This is a genomic window from uncultured Turicimonas sp., assembly GCF_902477955.1.
Taxonomy (GTDB): Bacteria; Pseudomonadota; Gammaproteobacteria; order Burkholderiales; family Burkholderiaceae_F; genus Turicimonas.
Genome location: NZ_CABSJB010000018.1, coordinates 22,451 through 41,439 on the forward strand (window position 1 = coordinate 22,451; position 18,989 = coordinate 41,439).

The window sequence follows — 18,989 nt, forward strand, 5'->3', positions numbered from 1 at the left end:
ACGGGACCTCAAAAAAGAAAAAATTTTCCTAAAGAGTTGAAATGTCGTCTCGCCGTCTGATAGTGCCGTTTGTTTTACGTATTTATCGATAAATTATCACTCTTTATAAATAAATAGGTATAAATATATTCAAAAGGTTATCTCAAAACCTAATAAAAGATCTCTTCAAATACCCTACAGGAAAATAACAGATTTATCGATAAATTCAACCTTTTAAACTTTTCTTATGCCGTTAGTTTTCTTTGAATTGGAAACTTTTTAATTTACTCAGGAGGACTGTTATGTCTAACAAGATGTGGGGTGGAAGATTTTCCGAAGTCCCAGCAAAATTTGTCGAAGAGTTTGGTGCCGTTATTAAAGTTGAAACCAGACTCTGTCCATATGATATCCAAGGAAGCCTTGCTCACGTAACGATGCTTGGCGAAAAAGGCATTATTGCTCAAGAAGATGTTGAGAAAATTAAAGCCGGTCTCCTCCAAGTCGGCCAAGAGATTAAAGAAGGAAAGTTCCAATTCAATGCTGAAGACGAAGATGTTCATATGGCAATTGAAAAGAGACTGACTGAGTTGATTGGTCCAGCCGGAGGAAGGCTTCATACCGGCAGAAGCAGAAACGATCAATGCTGTGTGGACAGCTACCTCTACTTCCGTGATGCTGCAAAAGAATGCCAGAAACTCTTGCTGGAAATTCAGAAAAGCCTTTATGAACAAGCCGAGAAAAATTTCGGAACTATTCAGCCTGGATTTACTCATCTTCAAGTTGCACAACCTGTGTTAACCAGCCATTGGCTGATGGCATATTTTTGGATGTTCAAGCGTGACTTTGACAGACTTCAAAGCTTTTTAGACCGCTTAGTGGAATGTCCTTTAGGCGCAGCCGCTTTGGCCGGAACAGATTTTCCTATCGATCGTTGGTCGACAGCGAAACAATTAGGATTTGAAAAACCCACCGAAAACAGCATCGATACCGTGGCCGACAGAGATTATTGCATTGAATTTGCTTCTATCGCTGCATTGAGTTACATGCATATGTCGCGCCTATGCGAAGAAATTATCATTTTTGCCAGTCAAGAATATAAGTTCATTGAACTTTCTGATGATTTCACAACCGGCTCTTCCATCATGCCACAGAAAAAGAATTGTGACTATGCCGAGCTCATCAAGGGAAGAACCGGCCGTATGTACGGTTATCTCCAAGCAATGCTGACCATGATGAAAGGCATTCCGCTTGCCTATGACAAAGACATGCAGGAAGACAAGTTCTTGTCTTACGAAACCATCGATTTGTGGCAGGACACCATGAAAGTAATGGCTCCGATGATCCGTAAGATGAAGATCAATGCCAAACGCACTTATCAAGCCGCTTCTCATGGATTCTCTACCGCTACGGACATGGCTGATTATTTGGTTAAGAAAGGCATGCCTTTCAGAGATGCTCATCGAGTAGTCGGTCAAACTGTTAGATATTGCGTTGAAAAAGATAAAACTTTCGATGACTTAACATTGGAAGAGTTCCAGCAGCAATCCGATTTGTTTACTGACGATATCTTTAAGGAAATTTCTTTAGAGCATTCCGTCGGCGCCCGCAAATCCTACGGAGGAACTTCGCCGGAAGCTGTCAAAGTCCAGCTCGAACATGCCGAAGAATTCTTGGATAAAGCCCATCAAAAACTCGGATAAACCTCTAAATCATCTAGTGGAAGAACTCTTGTCTTAGTTCTGGTAAAGACCATGAGAAAGCAATTCAACGTACGGAACACAACTTCCAACACCATTGGAGCAGGCATTCTTTTTTCATTGCTAAGTGCAATAACTTACGGCCTTAATCCTGTGTTTGCAAAACTTGGGTATGCTTCTCACCTTCAAGGTATAGAAATACTGCATGGCCGTTTCATCTTTGCAGTTATTGCTCTTGCGTTGATAGGTCCGTTACTTCAGCCAGGGTTCTTCCGCTTCAGCAGATCGTTAGTTAAGAGCTCCCTCTTCATCGGACTAGGCATTCTTCTGCCTCTAAACCTTCTCTATGTTTACGCGCTGAAAGACATTCCAGCCTCCATGATGAGCTTGATAACTTACGTTTATCCGCTGATCATTCTTGGCGTAAACAGCGTGGTTTTTCACAAGCAAATTCAAGCCAGCCAACTGATTTCCATCATCTTTATCCTACTGGCTTGTATTTGTATTTTTTCAGATGCTTTTGAATTGAACATCACGCTGACAGCGTTAGCTTTAGGCTTCCTATCGACAGTGATGTATGCAGTTTACTTGCTGTCTCTTCAGCAGCTGGCAGTCAATGTTTCCGCATATCAAATTACTTTTCTAACTCTTTTATTTGCAACAATCGGTCTTTCCTTCTTCCACAATCCTCTCAACATTTTGGATTTCAACGGAACCCAACTCGCAGTAACCGGAGGATACGGACTCATTTCAACAGTCTTTTCGACCATTTTTGTTTCCAGAGCGGTACAGCTTCTAGGAGCAACTCAGGCCGGAATCTTCTGCTCGTTTGAACCTATTTTCACAATTAGTTTTGCCGCTTTGCTGCTTGGCGAGCAAATACCAACTTTCAGAATCGTTGGAATGATTCTGCTAATCATGGGCATTGTGATCCCGAACAGGAAAGAACTTTTCAACACTTTTAATCTCAAAACCTCTTTATAGGAGAAGCATGATGGACATGATGTTTTGGATGGAACTAGCCGTCGTCATTATCGCCATCTTCATTGGTGCCAAATGGGGCGGAGCCGGTCTGGGTGCAGGCGGCGGCATCGGCCTTGCCGTATTAGTTTTCGTATTCGGAATGAAGCCGGGTGCGCCACCGGTCAGCGTATTGTTAATCATCACTGCCGTCATTACCTGTGCTTCAATTCTGCAAGGTTCCGGTGGTCTGGATTTTCTAGTCAGTATTGCAGAAAAACTTCTGAGGCGAAATCCAAAGAACATTACCTTCATGGGACCGTTGGTATGCTACCTGTTTACTCTTTTCTGCGGAACAGCCTACGTTGCTTTCTCCGTTTACCCGGTCATCGCGGAAGTTGCAATCGGTGCTAGAGTAAGACCGGAGCGGCCATTAACCATGTCAGTCATCGGAGCACAATCCGGCATCACAGGATCTCCGATGTCTGCCGCTACCGGCGCCATGATTGCTCTCTTAGCAGTTAAAGGAGTTACACCGCTTCAAATTTTTGCCGTTTCCATCCCAGCCTGCTTAATCGGAGTATTAATCGGCTGTGCATTCATGTTTAAGAAAGGCAAAGAATTAGCCGATGATCCTGAATTCCAACGCCGAGTAATGAGCGGTGAGTTCCAGGATAAAGAAATCAGCACTGACAGCAAGAGCTTTTCTCCCAACGCAAAACGCGGTGTCGTAGTATTCGCATTGGGCATCTTGGCCGTTGTCTTCTTCGGTTCTTTCCCAAATTTGCTTCCTTCCTGGGAAACCGCAGGTAAAGTGTCCAGACTCTCCATTCCTAACATGGTTCAAATCGTGATGCTCTGCTGTGCAGGTCTCATCATGGTCATTGCTAACGTTGAACCTAAGAAACTGGCTGACGGTTCCGTTTTCAGATCCGGTTTGATCGGTATGGTTGCGGTTTATGGTGTGTCTTGGCTGACAGCGACATTCTTTAATTTCTATAAACCGATGTTTGTCTCCGAGTTCGGGAACATGATTGCCTCTGCGCCTATCCTCTTCGCAGTCGCTCTTTTCATTCTTTCCGGCGTTCTCTTCTCTCAGGGAGCCACGGTAACAGCATTAGTTCCTATGGGTATCGGTCTAGGAATTGCTCCTGCTGATTTGGTCTGGATGTTCCCGGCGGTAAGCGGATACTTTGTCATTCCTGCCGGCGGCGCAATTATCGGCTGCGTAGCCTTTGACAGAACCGGAACCACACAAATCGGCAAATTCGTATTCAACCACAGCTACATGCTTCCAGGCATTGTTACAACTTTAAGTCAGTTGGTGATTGGCTACGTCATCGCTAAATTTGTTTTCTAAGAAAAACGAATTCAGGACCGACGGCATAAAGCGTCGGTCCTTTTTCGTGTTTAGAATACGAACAAGGAGAAAGCGATGCCCTTGACAACTACATCAGAAGAATTCTTAAAAGTCCAGAGTTATCTTTTTCGGAATCATCCTGAACCGGGAGACAAAGTTGCCGGAGAGGATGAACTTATAGAAGCGCTTGGCCTTACGCGTTATAAAACCAGACAAGCACTCGATCTACTGGTTCAAATGGGAGTGCTGGATCGGCAAAAAAAACGAGGAACTTTCTTCAAACGTCAAGCCACACATGACATGACGCAAAATATTCTGGAGCAACTGAAACTCGCAGGATTCGATGAATTGGAGTTCAACGAAGCACGACTTATGATCGAACTTTCGGTAATTCCCTTTGTTATTCAAAGACTCACGCCAGCAATACAAGCACAGATGAGATCTTTAGCCCAGAGTATCAGAACGCATGCTTCAGAACCTACAAAAGCTGACGCCTACCTAATGGAATTTCATCTGTTAATGCTAAGAAGCTGCGGCAACCGTGTCATGGAAGTCTTCGCAGGCGTAGTACGAACCTACTTCCAGTCAACTCAACACTTAATTAGAGATTTGCCCAAAGAGTACTACGAAAAACGGGCTGAACTTTGCGACTCACTGCTAGCAGCCCTTAATAAAAAGAGTGTTGAGGAGTCTCGCAAAATTCTCAAAACTATGATTGAAGGAAAACCTTCCTCTCTTTGAGACCTTCAAGGAAAAAGGCCGGTCCAAAGATGCACTCTGACCTTTAGTTAAATCATTGAATTAATTTTTACGAACTTTATATCAGCTACCGGATCTGATAAGAATATGTAAATGAGCCGCTGGTGACATTTCCATACTCCTTTTGTTCCAGAGTATAAAAATGGTACTCCAAGGAAGCCACCTTTTTACCCAAACATCACCTCTTTTTAGTAAGAGTCAAAGAAACGAGCATTTGCAAGAACTTTTCTAACCTCTCCTTCTTACGTCCCAAAGCATTTCAATGAAACAAACACGACTTCATCTGCAACAAATTCGCAATTAAACATATTAAATATTTATTTTCAACAATAAAAAAAGTAAAATTACTTAATAAATATAAATAATCCTTAGAAAATATATGTTTTGTTAGTGAGTTATCATGATTATCGAGCGCGAATTTGATGTCTCCATAAAAAAGATATCTATTAAAAACTTTAAGAACATCGAAGAAGGAGAACTTTCTCTCAAGACAGGGAATCGACCAGGGGCGGCTGAACTTTTGGGCATCTTCGGACAAAACGGGACAGGAAAGACTGGCGTCATTGAGTCACTAGAAATCTTAAAATCTCTTATGATGTCTCTGAGAATAAAAAGAGATTTTGCTGAAAAAATTTACAAGGATAAAGAAAATGCCGAATTTGTCTTTGAATTAGAACTCCAAAGCAAAGAATCTGGTGACCTTTCATACTCTGTTTTTTATGGGTTCAAGCTCTCGCAAGCTCAGGAGGAAATTTTTACTGAAAAAAATGATATTCAGACTATCTCAGTTCCCAATATCATCGATGAGTATTTAAAAATTCCACGTGCAGGCAAAACTGCTCTGACTATCACAATTTCTCGAGACCCTAATACGTTACTTTCCGCAACACCGAAAAAATATTTCCCTAAACTTCTTAAGAAAACAGAAGGTCCGCAAACTGCTCCTTTAATCATTGAAAGAGAAAAGACTTACGACAAGTCCATGTCATATCTTTTTTCCTCAAAGTTCTTGACTTTTCTTAATGAATTTGAAGAAGAGGATTCGAAACTTGTCTTCCTAATAATCAAAGTTCTTCAAAGCTATGCCATCCAAAATTTATTTGTCGTAACAACAAGAGAATCAGCATTGAACACTCTTGGTCTTCTTCCTGTCCCCTTTAACCTTCACCATAAAAAAGAGTTGAACTATGGGATGTTTTCTTTTGACTTGGGAGAGTATAAGAAAGTCCCCGGAACTGCTTTGCCGATCCTTAGAAAGTTAGTTTCACAACTTAACCTTGTCCTTACTCAGTTAATTCCCGGAATGGAACTCAGGCTAGAAGAAAAAGGAACAGATGTGAACGAAAAAGGAGAAGAAGTCCGTGCTGTCTATCTGAGTTCTTTAAGAGGAGGGAAGAAATTTCCCTTGAAATATGAGTCTGAGGGAATTAGAAAGATTATTTCTATTCTTCAGCTCCTCATCTTAGTCTATAACCGGAAAGGCATAACAGTTGCTATAGATGAGATTGACTCCGGAATCTTTGAGTACCTATTAGGTGAATTATTGTTTTTAATTCAAGATGGTGGAAAGGGGCAGCTAATTTTTACTTGTCACAATCTCAGGCCCTTAGAAATGCTCTCTCATAAGTCTATTGTTTTTTCGTCGACGGATCCTAATCATAGATTTGTGCACTATAACGGGGTTCAGAAAACAAACAATCTCCGAGACCTCTTCTATAGAGAAATTATGGTGGGTCTTCAGGATAAACCACTTTACCAGCGTACTAATAATTCTGATATTTCGGTTGCCCTAAAATTAGCTGGAAGGATTGATTATGAAGACTCGACAACCTAAAAAGAAAATATTATTTGTAATTGTGGAGGGACCTTCAGACGAGAGTGCCTTGTCTGAAGTATTTAAAGAACTTTTCAAAAATTATAATGTTCAATTTATTCAGAAACATGGGGATCTAACCTCAGAATCCTTCTCTAACTCAGGGAACATTCTCAAAAGGGTATGGGATTTCACGGAAAAGTGGATAAAAACTTATCATTTGAAAAAAAAGGATATCTTCGCTGTAGTGTTAGTTACGGATCTTGACGGCTGTTTCGTAGATGAAAAAGTAGTTTTAGAAGATTCCTCTGTCCAGGACGTAGCCTACACAGAACACTCGATCGTATGTCCTGTTCGTGCTTCGATAATCGCAAGAAATCAGAGAAAAAAAGCAAACTTAATAAGATTATTCAAATCTAAATCGATAGGTGGAGTTTGCTTTAGCGTAATCTTTTTTTCAAGAAACCTTGAACACTTTCTGCATGGACGAATAGATAATTGTACCGACTACGAGAAGGAGTCCTTAGCACTGACCTACTATCAAGAATTTCAGAAGGATCCAGAACCGAAACTTCAATACTTTAGAAAGGCGGCAGAACTAATTAATAACTCAGAGAAAGAAGTGAGCGAGTTTTTAGAGGCAGACAACAACTCATTGAAAGCTAATTCAAATTTGTTCATAGAGCAAGAACGGCTATTGGCACTTCTTTTGCCGGCAAAAGAAAAGTAAGTTGACACATTTTCCCCTCGGATTAGACAGAAAATGACCTTCAGAACAGGTTTGACAAAGAAAGGGCTACGCAACAACCTTTGGCTTTGACAAAGTAAAAAACAAATCAGCCCAGGCCATTCGAGACTTCCATCTTCTCTGAATATGGAACGTGAATAATAGCGTCTTATCGACACCTCTAAGCAGATAAGACGAATATGTTAAAAATTGCAAGCTATAAATAACAAGAGGGTTACCCATCTTTCGGGCAACCCTGTGTTTTTGCTTAAAAATTAATTACTTTTGTTTTGCTGCAGAATTTCCTGCAATTCTTCCGAAAGTAAAGATATCAGCGATAGCATTTCCGCCAAGGCGATTGGTTCCGTGGATCCCGCCCGTAATTTCACCGGCAGCATAAAGACCAGGTATTACATTGCCTTGTCTATCAAGCACTCTAGTTTCCGGATCGATTCTCACACCGCCCATAGTATGGTGAACCGCCATACTGGACAATGCTGCCCAATAAGGAGCCTTTTCAATCTTATGCGTCAAATTTCTAGGAGCTTTTCCGAAGTCAGGATCCTTCTGCTTATCCACCATGGCATTGTATTCAGCCACTGTCTTCTTGAGCTGATCTGCAGGAACATCCATCTTCCTAGCCAGTTCATCCAAAGTATCAGCCGTGAAAGCATCGCCGGTCTTAAGACCTTTCATTGCATCATCACGAACAATTTGGTTGTAGCTATTGAATCCGTCATTATCGACAATGGCATAGCCGAATTTTTCCGGAAGATTAAGAATGGCATCACGAAGGACATCTCTGCGGGCATCTTCGGAGACAAATCTCTTACCTCTTTTATCCACGAAAATATAGCGAGCTACGTCAAGATGGAGAGCCTGACGAGAAGTATGTCCCGGAGGGCAGCCAGGGTTGCACTGGATGTAGTCCAAACCAAGGAGGTAGGCTCCCGCCTCGTTAGCGGCCAGCATCACTTCTCCGGTTGAACAGGCACTATTATTAGTTGTAGTCAACGTTAACATGCGTGGATCATGCAATGCACGAAGTTTTGGATTTGCAGCGAACCCGCCGGCTGCCAAAACGATGCCTTTAGTAGCTCTGATGTAGAAAGGTTTACCATTTCTTATTGCAAGAACACCCAGAGCTCTGCCTTCATCAAAGTTTTCACGGATGATCTTTTCTAATTTGGTTCCGGTAAGAATGTCAACGCCAAGGGCCTTGCACTTATCAGAGAGAACACGAATAAAGCCAGTTCCTTTAGGTTCAGTTGCCAAATGTGAGCGCGGCCAAAGTGCTCCATAAACTTGCATCACGTCCGGACGGAATTTGAGTCCCATTCCTTCTAGCCAATGCAATGTTCCAAGTGCATTCGTACAGAGAATTCTGACTAATTCAGGATCCGCCCTTCCATCGCCGCCAGCCAAAGTCTGCTGAATATGTTTTTCAATGCTATCTTCAATGCCTTGTTTCTTCTGGCGTTCCGGGTCAACAGCATTGAAGTAACCGCTGGAAATCATAGTATTACCGCCAACAAAGGCTAATTTTTCTATGACTGTTACTTTGGCCCCGGCTTCAGCAGCTGAAACTGCGGAAGCTAATCCGGCACCACCGGAGCCAACAACCAAAACCTCGGTTGTCAAATCCCACTTTTCAGGCACCAGACCTGTTTTCTTTTCTTGAGCATTTGCACCGGAAACAATCGGAGAAACGGAAAGCACTACACCAGCAGAAAGCAAACCGCGTCTTGAAAGAGTTAACTTACTCATAACATCTCCTTTTTTGAGGTTCAATAAAACGGACTTGTTACAAGAATGATAACTAGAGCGGGTTTTCCTCCATATCAGATGAACATCGGATGGTTATTATCGTGAAGCCATTTCACCGGCAATTTTTCCAAAGACGAAAGCATCGAGCAACCCGTTTCCTCCTACTCTATTAGTGCCATGCACTCCGGTGGTTGCTTCTCCCGCCGCATACAATCCCGGAATCGGATGGTTAGAAACATCTAACACTTGGGCCTGAGGATTGATAACTATTCCTCCCATGGTGTAGTGAACTGCCATCTTGACCCTAGCAGCATAAAAAGGAGGATTCTGAATCTTTTGTACCAACATCCAGCTCTCTCTTCCAAAGGCATCCTTTTTAGTATCAACAGCTTCGTTGTATAGCCGAACTGACTTCAAAAGATTATCAACCGGCACTTTCATTTTTTGAGCTAATTCCTCTAGAGTACTTGCGGAAAAATGCTCACCTTCCCTTTCGCCCAGGATACCTGCCTGTTGAAATAAAGAACTTAAGTTTTGGAAACCCTCTTTATCCACAACGGAAAAAACCACCTTATCGGGTTGACTGAGTACAGCGTCTCTTATGTGATCTCGAGTATCGTCCTCCGCCACGAATCGGTTTCCCTGGTTGTTGACGAGAATATGTCTGGTAACGTCCAAATGAAAACCAGACCGATGTACGTATCCGATGTCGGGACCTAAATTACATTGAATATCCTCAAGTCCGGCTAACTTTGCTCCGGCTTGCTGCGCGATTTTCAGAATTTCTCCCGTAGCACTCGGACTTCCTGTGTATTTCATGCCTGCCAATCTAGGATCTAATGCAGAACACATCTCAAGATTGGCAGTAAAACCTCCGCTTGCAATAATTACGGCCTTCTTTGCAAAGAAGGTCTCTTCTTTTCCTTTATGGAGCGTTTTTACACCTACCACTTTCTCGCCGTCCTTTACTATCTCCGTCACTTGTGCATTGGTAATGATAGGAATGTTTAGTTTCCGGCATTCTTCAGAAAGAGCTGCAACGTATCCTCTTCCGTGAGAAATAGACGGATAATGACTTCTTGGCCAAAGGCCGCCGTAAACCTGAAAAACTCTCTTTTTAAATTTAACGCCTATGCTTTCCAGCCAATCAAGCGTCGGCTTGGCATTCTGAACAAGGGTCTTTAATAGTTCGGGATCTGATTTATTTTGACCCGCTTGTAGAGACTGTTCGTAAAACAGCTCTTCCGAATCCGAAATCCCTTGCTTCTTTTGACGCTCGGGATCAGGGGCATTCAAAATTCCGCTTGAGATTAAAGTATTTCCTCCTATAACGGCCATTTTTTCTAGAACTGCGACTCGGGCTCCTTTCTTTGCCGCAAAAATAGCCGCAGTCAAACCAGCTGCCCCCGAACCAATAACGATGACGTCAAAATCTTCTTCCCGGGGGTTGTGTTGATTTTCGGCCTTGGCAGCAGAGCTAAGCAACGGAAAGGCCATCAGAAGAAGCAACCTCTTAAGGAAATCCTTTCTGGAAAACATCATCGTTGATTTCCTTTTAATTTTCTTAAAAAATCAGCTATCTCAACGGCATTTATCAGGTTTAACTTTCGGCAAGCCGACCCCCTGTGCTGCTGAACTGTTTTTTCAGATATTTGAAGAGCATCCGCAATATTCTTATTCATCATTCCTTTGCCGACAAGTAGCACGACATCTTTTTCTCTTTCTGTTAACGAGTCAAACCTGCGTTTATCGTAGGCCATTTGGTCGTCTCTGAACTTTAAATCCAAGGACAGGCGCAAAGCTCTTTCTATAACGTCAATCAACTCTTTTTCTTCCGGCGACTTTAATAAGAAATCAAATGCTCCTTCTTTCAAGGCATGAACAGCCATCCGAACCTCTCCATGACCGGTAAGAAAAATCACGGGCAATTTATTTTTTTGTTCCTTTAGCTCAGCGAATACCTCCAACCCGTTTTTTTTAGGCATACGTACGTCTAAAACAATGCAGCCTACCTTATCCAAAGTCGGGTACGCCTCCATGAATTCTTCAGGGTCATTCCAAACTTTGGTTTCATATCCCAAAGATTCGCAAAAGAAAGCCAAGGATTGTGAGGTCATCTCATTATCATCGACGATGTATATACATTCTCCCAAGGTCATTCTCCTCTCTCTTTGTTTTCCGAAATTTTAGGAAGCTCCAACTCCATCACGAGGCGATTTTCTTCATCTAGAAAAGCTTTAAGGTTTCCGCCATGGGCTTCCGCTAGTCCTCTGCATATAGACAAGCCCAAACCCAACCCATCTGATTTCGTAGAAATTCCCGGAACAAACATGGACTCTACCAGGCCCTGATTTACTCTAGGGCCGTTATCAGTAAAGCGAATAAAGACATTCCGGCCTGAGGCTGAAACATTGATATTGATTTGAGGCACATCCTGATCCTTACATGCCTCCCAGGCATTTTTTAGCAAGTTATAGAAAACTAAATCCAGTTCCATAGCATCGGCTTCCACCAGGTACTCTTCTTTCCCGGAAAGCACAATTGGAACTTCTTTTCCTTTGATTTGTTGGAATTTTTCTATGGAAGCTTTTAGCAGAGAAAGGATTCCCAGAACCTTGTGTTCACTTTGTCTTTGTTTAGCATAGTTTCTTACTTTGCCAACAATTTTGGCCGCTGTCTCGCTTTGTTCGGTTATTTTAATGAGAGTCTCTCTGAGCACGTCTTCCCTGAGATTCCCTCTTTCCTCCCTGATACGCAAACCGCGGGAAAAGTTTGTAATGGCATTCAGGGGCTGCTGCAGTTCATGAGCAATAAGGCTTGAGAGCTGGGCGGCAATGCCCGCACGTTCCATCGACGAAATTTTTTCTTGCTCCGAATTTACTTTCTGCTGTAACTCATTAGCTTTTTTCATAGAAGCGGTTAATTGGGAAGTTCTTTTTCTCACTAACCAAGAAACATATAAAGTATGGGCAAGCATAAGAAACAGGAAACCCACAAACCCTATAAACCAAGGGAAATACTTTCTCAAAAAATTTTTCCAGTACTCTCGGCCTTTGTTTTGTTCTTCAACATCACTTAGCAGAGTCATGACAACCGAATTATCAGCGGGTTCCGTCCACTCCATTAAGCCCGGAAGCTTGGGAACAGTTTGGAGAGCCGAAGTGACTTGAAGAATTAAGTCTCTTTCTTTTGCGGTTAAAAGCTTAGAAGGCTTTGACGCTGCGAGTACCCATCCGGGATACAGCTCAGTTGAATGTTTGCACTGAAGGTCTTTACTGTCTTTCGGGCTAATAACTTTTAAGGCTCCTTGGGGAATGTTTCCATCTTTCTCCATTCTTTCCAGAAGGCAGGCATCAACTATTCCGACATCGCCTTTCCCGGCAATTATTTGATGAATAACTTTTTCAACCGGTGCGCCAGTGTATTTAACATCATTTGGGCTAAAAGAGGATCCAAACAATCTTTGAAGCTCTTTTAATCCTATGAGAGTGCTTAAAGAGGCTGCTTGGGACATTCCTATTATCGTTTTATCCTTGATGTCCATTAAAGAAGTTATATCAGAACGATCCTTTCGCGTAACAAAAGCCGCCCCGCTTGTATGAGAAGAATCTATAGCAAGAGGATTTTTCATTGCCCCTACGGCCCAGGCTCCATAGTCAATCAAAGACGCAAAAGTAGCAGCATCGGTTATAAAAAAGAAAGCCGGATTATCCTTCCTCGCAATCAACTCCTCTCGGCTCAGATAACTTAATTCAAAATACTCCTGAGAAATTTCATCCCGTAAATGGTCTAAGGTCGTCGCAATCGTCTCGACGATACTTTTATCCTCATCTACTACTTGTGCATCTACTGTAACTGCGTTTGCCGGACAAATAAAAAACGACAAAAGCAAGGAAACAATGAGCTGCTTCCAGTGAGATGTTCCTTTTGGTGCTCTATTTTTGTTTGACATCCCGATAGTATGAGAACGCAAGGTTGGATTAAGGAATTTTGGTTTGAGTATTGAGCTTATTGTAACGATCCTTCACTCGTCAAAAAACAATCAGCTGCTAGGAATCCTTGGTTTTTAAGATGGCATACAAGCAAGGAGATTACATCTCCTCCCGCTTGAAAGAAACGTATAGAAAAAAATTGAGCATCAAAACCCTAATCTCATCCAAAGTTTTTTCATTAGTGAAGAGAGGGGGATTGATCTGTAGAAAGGTTTCTACCAAGGAATAGGAACTCTATTACTTCCTGAAGCCTATTCAGCCATTAGGAAATCAGAATTGGAAAAAGAATTGAAGTCGCTGTGAAATATTGCGATGAACATGGTTAATTTTTCTTTTATAAAAGAAAAATTGGTTAACTTTGGATGAAAATTCTTTTATAGAAGAAATTTCAGAGCTTCTGGGAACTCATTCTCAAAGAGGAAAGCTCCATCTTCTCGAGACGCTCTAGAATTGAGAACCTAATCAATGGAAAAACGAACAAGATTTATTCCAAAACGCTTCAGCGAAATCAAATAACCGCCTGTCTTTTTGATAAAGATTTTCGAGATTAACCAGCAAAATTTTTTAGCGCTTTCCTGTAAAAATTCATTCCAAAAAGTTGGAAAAAATGACAACTTTTTGGAATAGTTTTTATAATTTCATGATTTTAAATATTTTATTTATTCCAAAAAACTGGCAAAAATGCCATTTTTTTGGAATGACGCATTTTCAACTATCTTTCATTTACCGTATAGTAAGGCTAAAGATGAGAGGGGCGATGGTGATGATTATCAAGCGAGACACTTACTTGAACCAATTAATTGCCGGAAAACATAACGGTCTTATCAAAGTTGCCTGAGATGATGGAGTGGTAAGCAGAAGAAGAAAACTCTGATTTCGATCTGTTCAGGTGCGCCCTGATAGCCTCCCAAGATAGTATCTTTGTGTTGCCGGGAAGAAGTATTTTCACTTATTCTTAAGTAATCATTGTTATCTTAGAATTCTTCCCATAAGGAGACTACTATGAAACTTAGAGAAGGCTGGGATTGGTAAAACGATCAGCCGAAGGACGACGACAATAAATGCTTTGCGCTGAATTCACCACTCAATATGGCCCCCTACTTCAAACGGGGGCCATTCTTATCTCGGCCGCTGCCGCCGTTTACTTAATAATCCACAACGGAAAATTGGCGAGAAAACGAGCACTTATCGATCTAATCATTCAACAGAAAAACAATGAAAATCTTGTCAAAGATACCCAGTTGGTTTTCTCTTTGGCTGAGGAGAACGACAATACATTAAGTAAGTTCGCGTGTCTCCAAAAGGATAGCACTGAGTCTTTCGTTCGAAATAGAACCGCAATTTTAAATGTTCTAAATAATTTGGAATTTATTGCGGTTGGAATTAGATTGGGCGCCTTTGATGAAAAAGTATACAAACAGCTTCAGTGCAGCAATCTATTGAAAATATGGAATGCCACTGCTGGCTTTATTCACGAACTAAGACGCGTGAGTGGGCGAAACACCGTTTTTCAGGACATCGAGCACTTGGCTCACAAATGGGAAAAATCTCCGATCAAACAGATTCATTAAGCAAGACACAGATTTTTGGCACTCCTGCCCATCCTACTACCGAGAAGCAAAAAATTACCAAATCTTTTAGTGTCTTGTATTTTTTACTGAGCTTATTCTTCTGCGACTGATATCAGTTTAGAGTTTAGACGCCTAACAGCACACCTAGTCCGAGAACTTCCTAACGAGGCTAAGTCAAGGAAGTTTTTTCTTTGTATTAACAAGCAAAATTCTTAGGTATGTCGTGACGAGCGCCGACCGTCCAAAAAATTGGCACAAATGCTAACTTTTTGAATGGTACATTCAAAAGCAATCTTTTTTTATTCGTAAGCGAATAATATAAGTAAAAGAAATCAATATGGTTACCAAACGAGAAAATCGCACCAATCAATTGATTTCCGAAAAATCTCCCTACCTCTACGGAATTATTCCAATACGGCTATATCTGTTTATGGAACCTCCACTACACTTATAGTCATAGGCTTAACCACAAATCCCTAGACTTAAATCCGTAGACTACAAAAATGCTTCCAGGAGCTTTTCTGAGAAAACTGATGTATTTTGCCGCAACGCTTCTCTGCAGCGCTGTCTTGAGCTGCCCTGAAGCTCACTCATCCGGTTCTGTGGATAAAAAGCACGTCAGAATAGGTGTTGTCCAACTAGAAGATCCTTACTTCTATTTGGATTGCCTGGGTCCAACGATGGAGTATTTGAGGGAAAAATATCCGGAAATTCAATTTTCCACTGAAGAAATTAACCTCAATATTTCATCCGAAGAATTAAACAAAAAGCAATTCGATTTTCTTTTTTCGCCCAGCGGATTCTTTGCAGCTCACATGCTTCCATCAGGCTTAAGACAAATCGTGACTCGAAAACCGGAGCTTTCTCAGAATCCTTCACGTTCCGTCGGATCTCTTTTTGTTACTGCCAAAAACTTTCCCGGAAATGATATCGGTTCTCTCTTGGGAAGAAAAGCGGTTGCCTATGAAAGTTCAGCTTTAGCCGGTTGGCTCAGCGGACTTCATGAGATCACCTCTCATGGCTTTAACAAAGAAAAGTTCTTTTCCGAGATTACTTTTACTAATTACGGCTCTCCGGGACCATTAAGTTATCTGTTAAGCCACAAGGCCGATATCGCTATTATCCCGACCTGCGAATTTGAGCAATTGACAAAGAATCGACGTATCAATCCAGACAACTTCAAGTTAATAGGACTCAAACCAACAGATTTTGCTTGCAAAACCTCTACAGAATTATTTCCAGACGTTGTCTTTTCATCTTTTCCGAAGGCAGACTCAGAGATAGTAAGAGAGCTCACGATCTCGCTTCTAACAATGCCGAAAGAATTAACCAAATCCGATTGGAGCATTGCCAGTGACTTTCTCAGCGTTCAAAAGCTATTCGAAGATTTAAAACTCGGACCTTACACAGACAAAGAAGTCTCGTTGCTGTCCTTGGCTAAACGCTTTCAAAAAGAGCTCTTTCTGGCATTTCTGCTTGTCTGCGGGGTTCTTTTTTCATATTATTCGCGTCAACCAATTGGTGTTCAAACGCACGGAAGAACTTCGCACTGCCATTTCTCAGCGTGATGCCATGTCAGAAATTGCTAAGAAACGGCTGAAAAGATTAACGCAATTAGAGAAAAGAGGCATGGTCTCTCAAATCTCTTCAGTTCTTGCTCATGAACTTAAACAGCCTATTTCTTCAGTTGCCAACTACGCCAAAGGTCTCTCAAAATATCTAAGCAAGACCAACAATTCGGATGAAATTCTTCACGAGGCAGTCAGAGAAATAGACCGAGGTATTAGACGGGCGGGAGATATAGTTGAAAAAGTCAGAAGCTACAGCAAATCCTCAAAAGATCCGCTTTCTGTTATTTCTCTCAAAGATTGCGCCCAAAGAGCGATTGATTCCATCAAGGCTTTTGCACCGAGTCAGCTTCAGATTTTCGCTGATCTAAATTCAAATCCAGAGATCGAAGCTGATCCTTTGGAGATTGAATTACTGATATTCAATCTTCTTAAGAATGCTGCCGAAGCTGTAGAGCCATTAGGCAAGAACGGAAGCATTATTTGCGCCATTGAAGAGTCAGAGACTCAAGCTATCCTTTCGGTTAAGGATAACGGTCCTCGAATCTCCTCCGAGAAATTAGAAAAAATGAAATCTGCTCTCCAAGAATCCGTAAAACCTGACGGACTTGGCCTAGGTCTCAGCATCATCTTGGCCATCGCTGAAAAATATCGAGCCAAAATCGATTTTGAACAGCTTGAACCTCAAGGCCTTCAGATCTCTATAACTTTTCCGGAGCAAAAAAATGAAAACCTATAAAAAGCTCACACCGTTAATCCGTCTTATCGACGATGATGAAATGGTCTTAGGAAGCGAAAGCTTTCTGTTGAGAATGGAGGGCTGGCAAACCGCACAATACCTTTCTGCTGAAGAATTTCTCTCCAAAGATGACTCTGAAAGACCTGGATGCATCATTTTGGATATCCGTATGCCCGGACTCAACGGAATGGAACTTCAGTCATTAATGATGGAAAAAAATATTGATCTGCCGATCATATTCTTAACCGGCCACGGCGATGTTGATATGGCGGTATCCGCCTTAAAGAAAGGAGCAGTAGATTTTTTAGTTAAGCCGGCTAATGACGAAAGACTTCAGGAAGCTGTCAAGAATGCAGTTGAGAAGAATATTCTTTCCCGACAAAAGAATATCGAGCGTGACAATATGTTGGAACTGTATGCACTATTGACCGAACGAGAAAAAGAGATTGCTCCGCTGGTTGCCAACGGCACGGCTAATAAAGTCATTGCCATCGATTTAGAGATTTCTGAGAATTCGGTAAAGAAATACCGCTCTTCCATCTTAGAAAAGCTCCGAGTTCGAACTATTGTTGAGCTCACTGACTTTTTAAGGGAAATCGGAAAGGACTCTGTGAAATGATTAGAAGAAAGTTTCTTTACGCACTAGGGGTTGCCTCGCCTTTCCTCCCCACTCCTTCCTTTGGATCTTTCTTCAGTAGAACGGAAGAAGCAGGCATCGTCATTGTCGGTGCCGGAGGAGCAGGACTTGCAGCGGCTGCCCGTGCCTCCGAACTATACAAAGGGAAAATCATTGTCCTGGAAAAGCAAAGCAAAATCGGTGGCAATACCTTAATTAGCGGCGGCTACCTGGGGGTAGTTGATCCCAAAAGACAGACGCCTCTTCATATTCACGACAGTGAGGAAAAACACTTTCAGGACATCTACATTAAAGGTGACTGCCAAGGTGATCCGGAGCTTATCCGTACTCTAGTTAGAAACGCTCCGAGAATGTTGAAGTGGATCGAGTCACAAGGCGTTCAATTTCAAAATGCCGTCATTGAAATCTATGGTTCTCACTTTCCAAGGTGTCATATTCCAAGCCTTCCAAACGGAATAGGCTACATCAATGTCCTCAGTGAAAAAGCCATGGAACGGGGCGCAGAAATTAGGAAAAATTGTCAACTAACGGCTCTTATCCGCGATAAAACCGGAAGAATATCAGGACTGCAATATATTGATGCGAATAACAAACCTGTAAATCTTCGAATCAAGGATGCGATCATTCTCGCCGGAGGGGGATTCGGCTCCAATCCTGCTCTTGTCGAAAAATACGACCCTCGCCTATCAAACTTGACTCATAACACAGGTCCCGGCTCAACGGGAGAACTTTTATTAGCGGCCGAGGACGTCGGGTGCAAACTCATTCAGATGGAAAACATTCAATGCCTTCCGGGCGTACATCCGACAGGAAAAATCAGAGTTCGATTTCACAATGATGTCTCCCGCTTCATCCTAGTCAACTCCGAAGGAAATCGATTTACTGATGAAGGAGCCAGGCGAGATCTTCTTAAAGAAGCGGTGCTCGCCCAGCCCGGAAAAATGTGTTTTTCCGTCATCGACAACGATGGTTTTGAATCCTACGACCTTCTGATGAGGAGGGATGCCATTCGAGGAATTGAAACAGGAGACGCCTTTAAAGGTGAAACTCTTGACGAGCTGGCTTTAAAAATGGGCGTTCCCGGGAACAATCTAAAAAACGCAGTCAACGCCTACAATAAAACTATTGAAGGCACCGTCAATCATCCGATTATCCAACCGCCTTTCTGGGCCGCTCGAACCTCCATGTCTATTCATTACACCATGGGCGGCCTGAAAATCAATTCGAAGGCTCAATGCCTTGACGCACAAGGGGAGATTATTCCAGGCCTTTATGCGGCAGGAGAATGCACCGGAGGAATTCACGGGAACAATCGCATCGGCGGCAATGGCATTTGTGATGCATTAACTTACGGGATGATCGCAGCAGAATCAGCTGTTAGCACAAACTAATTCAAAAATCAATACCACATGAGGTGTCA

General features: G+C 42.1%; 15 protein-coding genes. 11 read left to right on the forward strand and 4 right to left on the reverse strand.

The window, feature by feature from the left end; genetic code table 11:
- Nucleotides 1-281 precede the first annotated feature (281 nt).
- The 6 genes from argH (at nt 282) to RDK53_RS06735 (ending at nt 7,298) form a co-directional block, all read left to right on the forward strand.
- Nucleotides 282-1,679, forward strand: coding sequence for an argininosuccinate lyase (argH, locus tag RDK53_RS06710; protein WP_308513856.1), 1,398 nt, complete (start codon nt 282-284; stop codon nt 1,677-1,679).
- A 51-nt stretch (nt 1,680-1,730) separates the two neighbouring features.
- On the forward strand, nt 1,731-2,660 hold the full coding sequence (locus RDK53_RS06715) for a DMT family transporter (protein ID WP_308513857.1): 930 nt from the start codon (nt 1,731-1,733) through the stop codon (nt 2,658-2,660).
- 7 nt (nt 2,661-2,667) lie between these two features.
- Nucleotides 2,668-3,996, forward strand: coding sequence for an anaerobic C4-dicarboxylate transporter family protein (locus RDK53_RS06720; RefSeq protein WP_236578456.1), 1,329 nt, complete (start codon nt 2,668-2,670; stop codon nt 3,994-3,996).
- A gap of 81 nt (nt 3,997-4,077) precedes the next feature.
- Nucleotides 4,078-4,737, forward strand: coding sequence for an FCD domain-containing protein (locus RDK53_RS06725; RefSeq protein WP_308513858.1), 660 nt, complete (start codon nt 4,078-4,080; stop codon nt 4,735-4,737).
- A gap of 418 nt (nt 4,738-5,155) precedes the next feature.
- On the forward strand, nt 5,156-6,589 hold the full coding sequence (locus RDK53_RS06730; RefSeq protein ID WP_308513859.1) for an AAA family ATPase: 1,434 nt from the start codon (nt 5,156-5,158) through the stop codon (nt 6,587-6,589).
- The gene (locus RDK53_RS06735) at nt 6,570-7,298 is read left to right on the forward strand and encodes a hypothetical protein (protein WP_308513860.1); all 729 of its coding nucleotides are present in this window, start codon (nt 6,570-6,572) and stop codon (nt 7,296-7,298) included. Before RDK53_RS06730 ends, RDK53_RS06735 begins: the two co-directional genes overlap by 20 nt.
- Before the next feature lie 276 nt (nt 7,299-7,574).
- Here RDK53_RS06735 and RDK53_RS06740 read toward each other — a convergent pair whose 3' ends face one another.
- The 4 genes from RDK53_RS06740 to RDK53_RS06755 form a co-directional block, all read right to left on the reverse strand.
- Nucleotides 7,575-9,062, reverse strand: a complete 1,488-nt coding sequence (locus RDK53_RS06740; protein WP_308513861.1) for a flavocytochrome c — start codon at nt 9,060-9,062, stop codon at nt 7,575-7,577.
- Nucleotides 9,063-9,158: 96 nt separating this feature from the next.
- Nucleotides 9,159-10,604, reverse strand: a complete 1,446-nt coding sequence (locus RDK53_RS06745; RefSeq protein WP_308513862.1) for a flavocytochrome c — start codon at nt 10,602-10,604, stop codon at nt 9,159-9,161.
- Nucleotides 10,601-11,215, reverse strand: a complete 615-nt coding sequence (locus tag RDK53_RS06750) for a response regulator transcription factor (RefSeq protein ID WP_374041575.1) — start codon at nt 11,213-11,215, stop codon at nt 10,601-10,603. Before RDK53_RS06750 ends, RDK53_RS06745 begins: the two co-directional genes overlap by 4 nt.
- Nucleotides 11,216-11,217: 2 nt before the next feature.
- Nucleotides 11,218-13,014: an ATP-binding protein gene (locus RDK53_RS06755; RefSeq protein WP_308513864.1), complete on the reverse strand. Its 1,797-nt coding sequence runs from the start codon at nt 13,012-13,014 to the stop codon at nt 11,218-11,220.
- A gap of 1,101 nt (nt 13,015-14,115) precedes the next feature.
- Between RDK53_RS06755 and RDK53_RS06760 the strand changes: the two genes are divergently transcribed.
- The 5 genes from RDK53_RS06760 to RDK53_RS06780 all read left to right on the forward strand — a co-directional run bounded on the left by RDK53_RS06760 (nt 14,116) and on the right by RDK53_RS06780 (nt 18,960).
- A complete protein-coding gene (locus tag RDK53_RS06760) occupies nt 14,116-14,625 on the forward strand; it encodes a DUF4760 domain-containing protein (protein WP_308513865.1) in 510 nt (169 codons plus the stop codon).
- Between the two features lie 503 nt (nt 14,626-15,128).
- The gene (locus tag RDK53_RS06765) at nt 15,129-16,193 is read left to right on the forward strand and encodes a PhnD/SsuA/transferrin family substrate-binding protein (protein ID WP_308513866.1); all 1,065 of its coding nucleotides are present in this window, start codon (nt 15,129-15,131) and stop codon (nt 16,191-16,193) included.
- A gap of 4 nt (nt 16,194-16,197) precedes the next feature.
- Nucleotides 16,198-16,932 carry a HAMP domain-containing sensor histidine kinase gene (locus RDK53_RS06770; RefSeq protein WP_308513867.1) on the forward strand — a complete coding sequence of 245 codons (735 nt, stop codon included), beginning with the start codon at nt 16,198-16,200 and terminating at the stop codon, nt 16,930-16,932.
- A complete protein-coding gene (locus RDK53_RS06775) occupies nt 16,919-17,551 on the forward strand; it encodes a response regulator (RefSeq protein WP_308513868.1) in 633 nt (210 codons plus the stop codon). Before RDK53_RS06770 ends, RDK53_RS06775 begins: the two co-directional genes overlap by 14 nt.
- The gene (locus RDK53_RS06780) at nt 17,548-18,960 is read left to right on the forward strand and encodes a flavocytochrome c (protein ID WP_308513869.1); all 1,413 of its coding nucleotides are present in this window, start codon (nt 17,548-17,550) and stop codon (nt 18,958-18,960) included. The genes RDK53_RS06775 and RDK53_RS06780 overlap by 4 nt, the downstream gene beginning before the upstream one ends.
- Nucleotides 18,961-18,989: the final 29 nt, after the last annotated feature.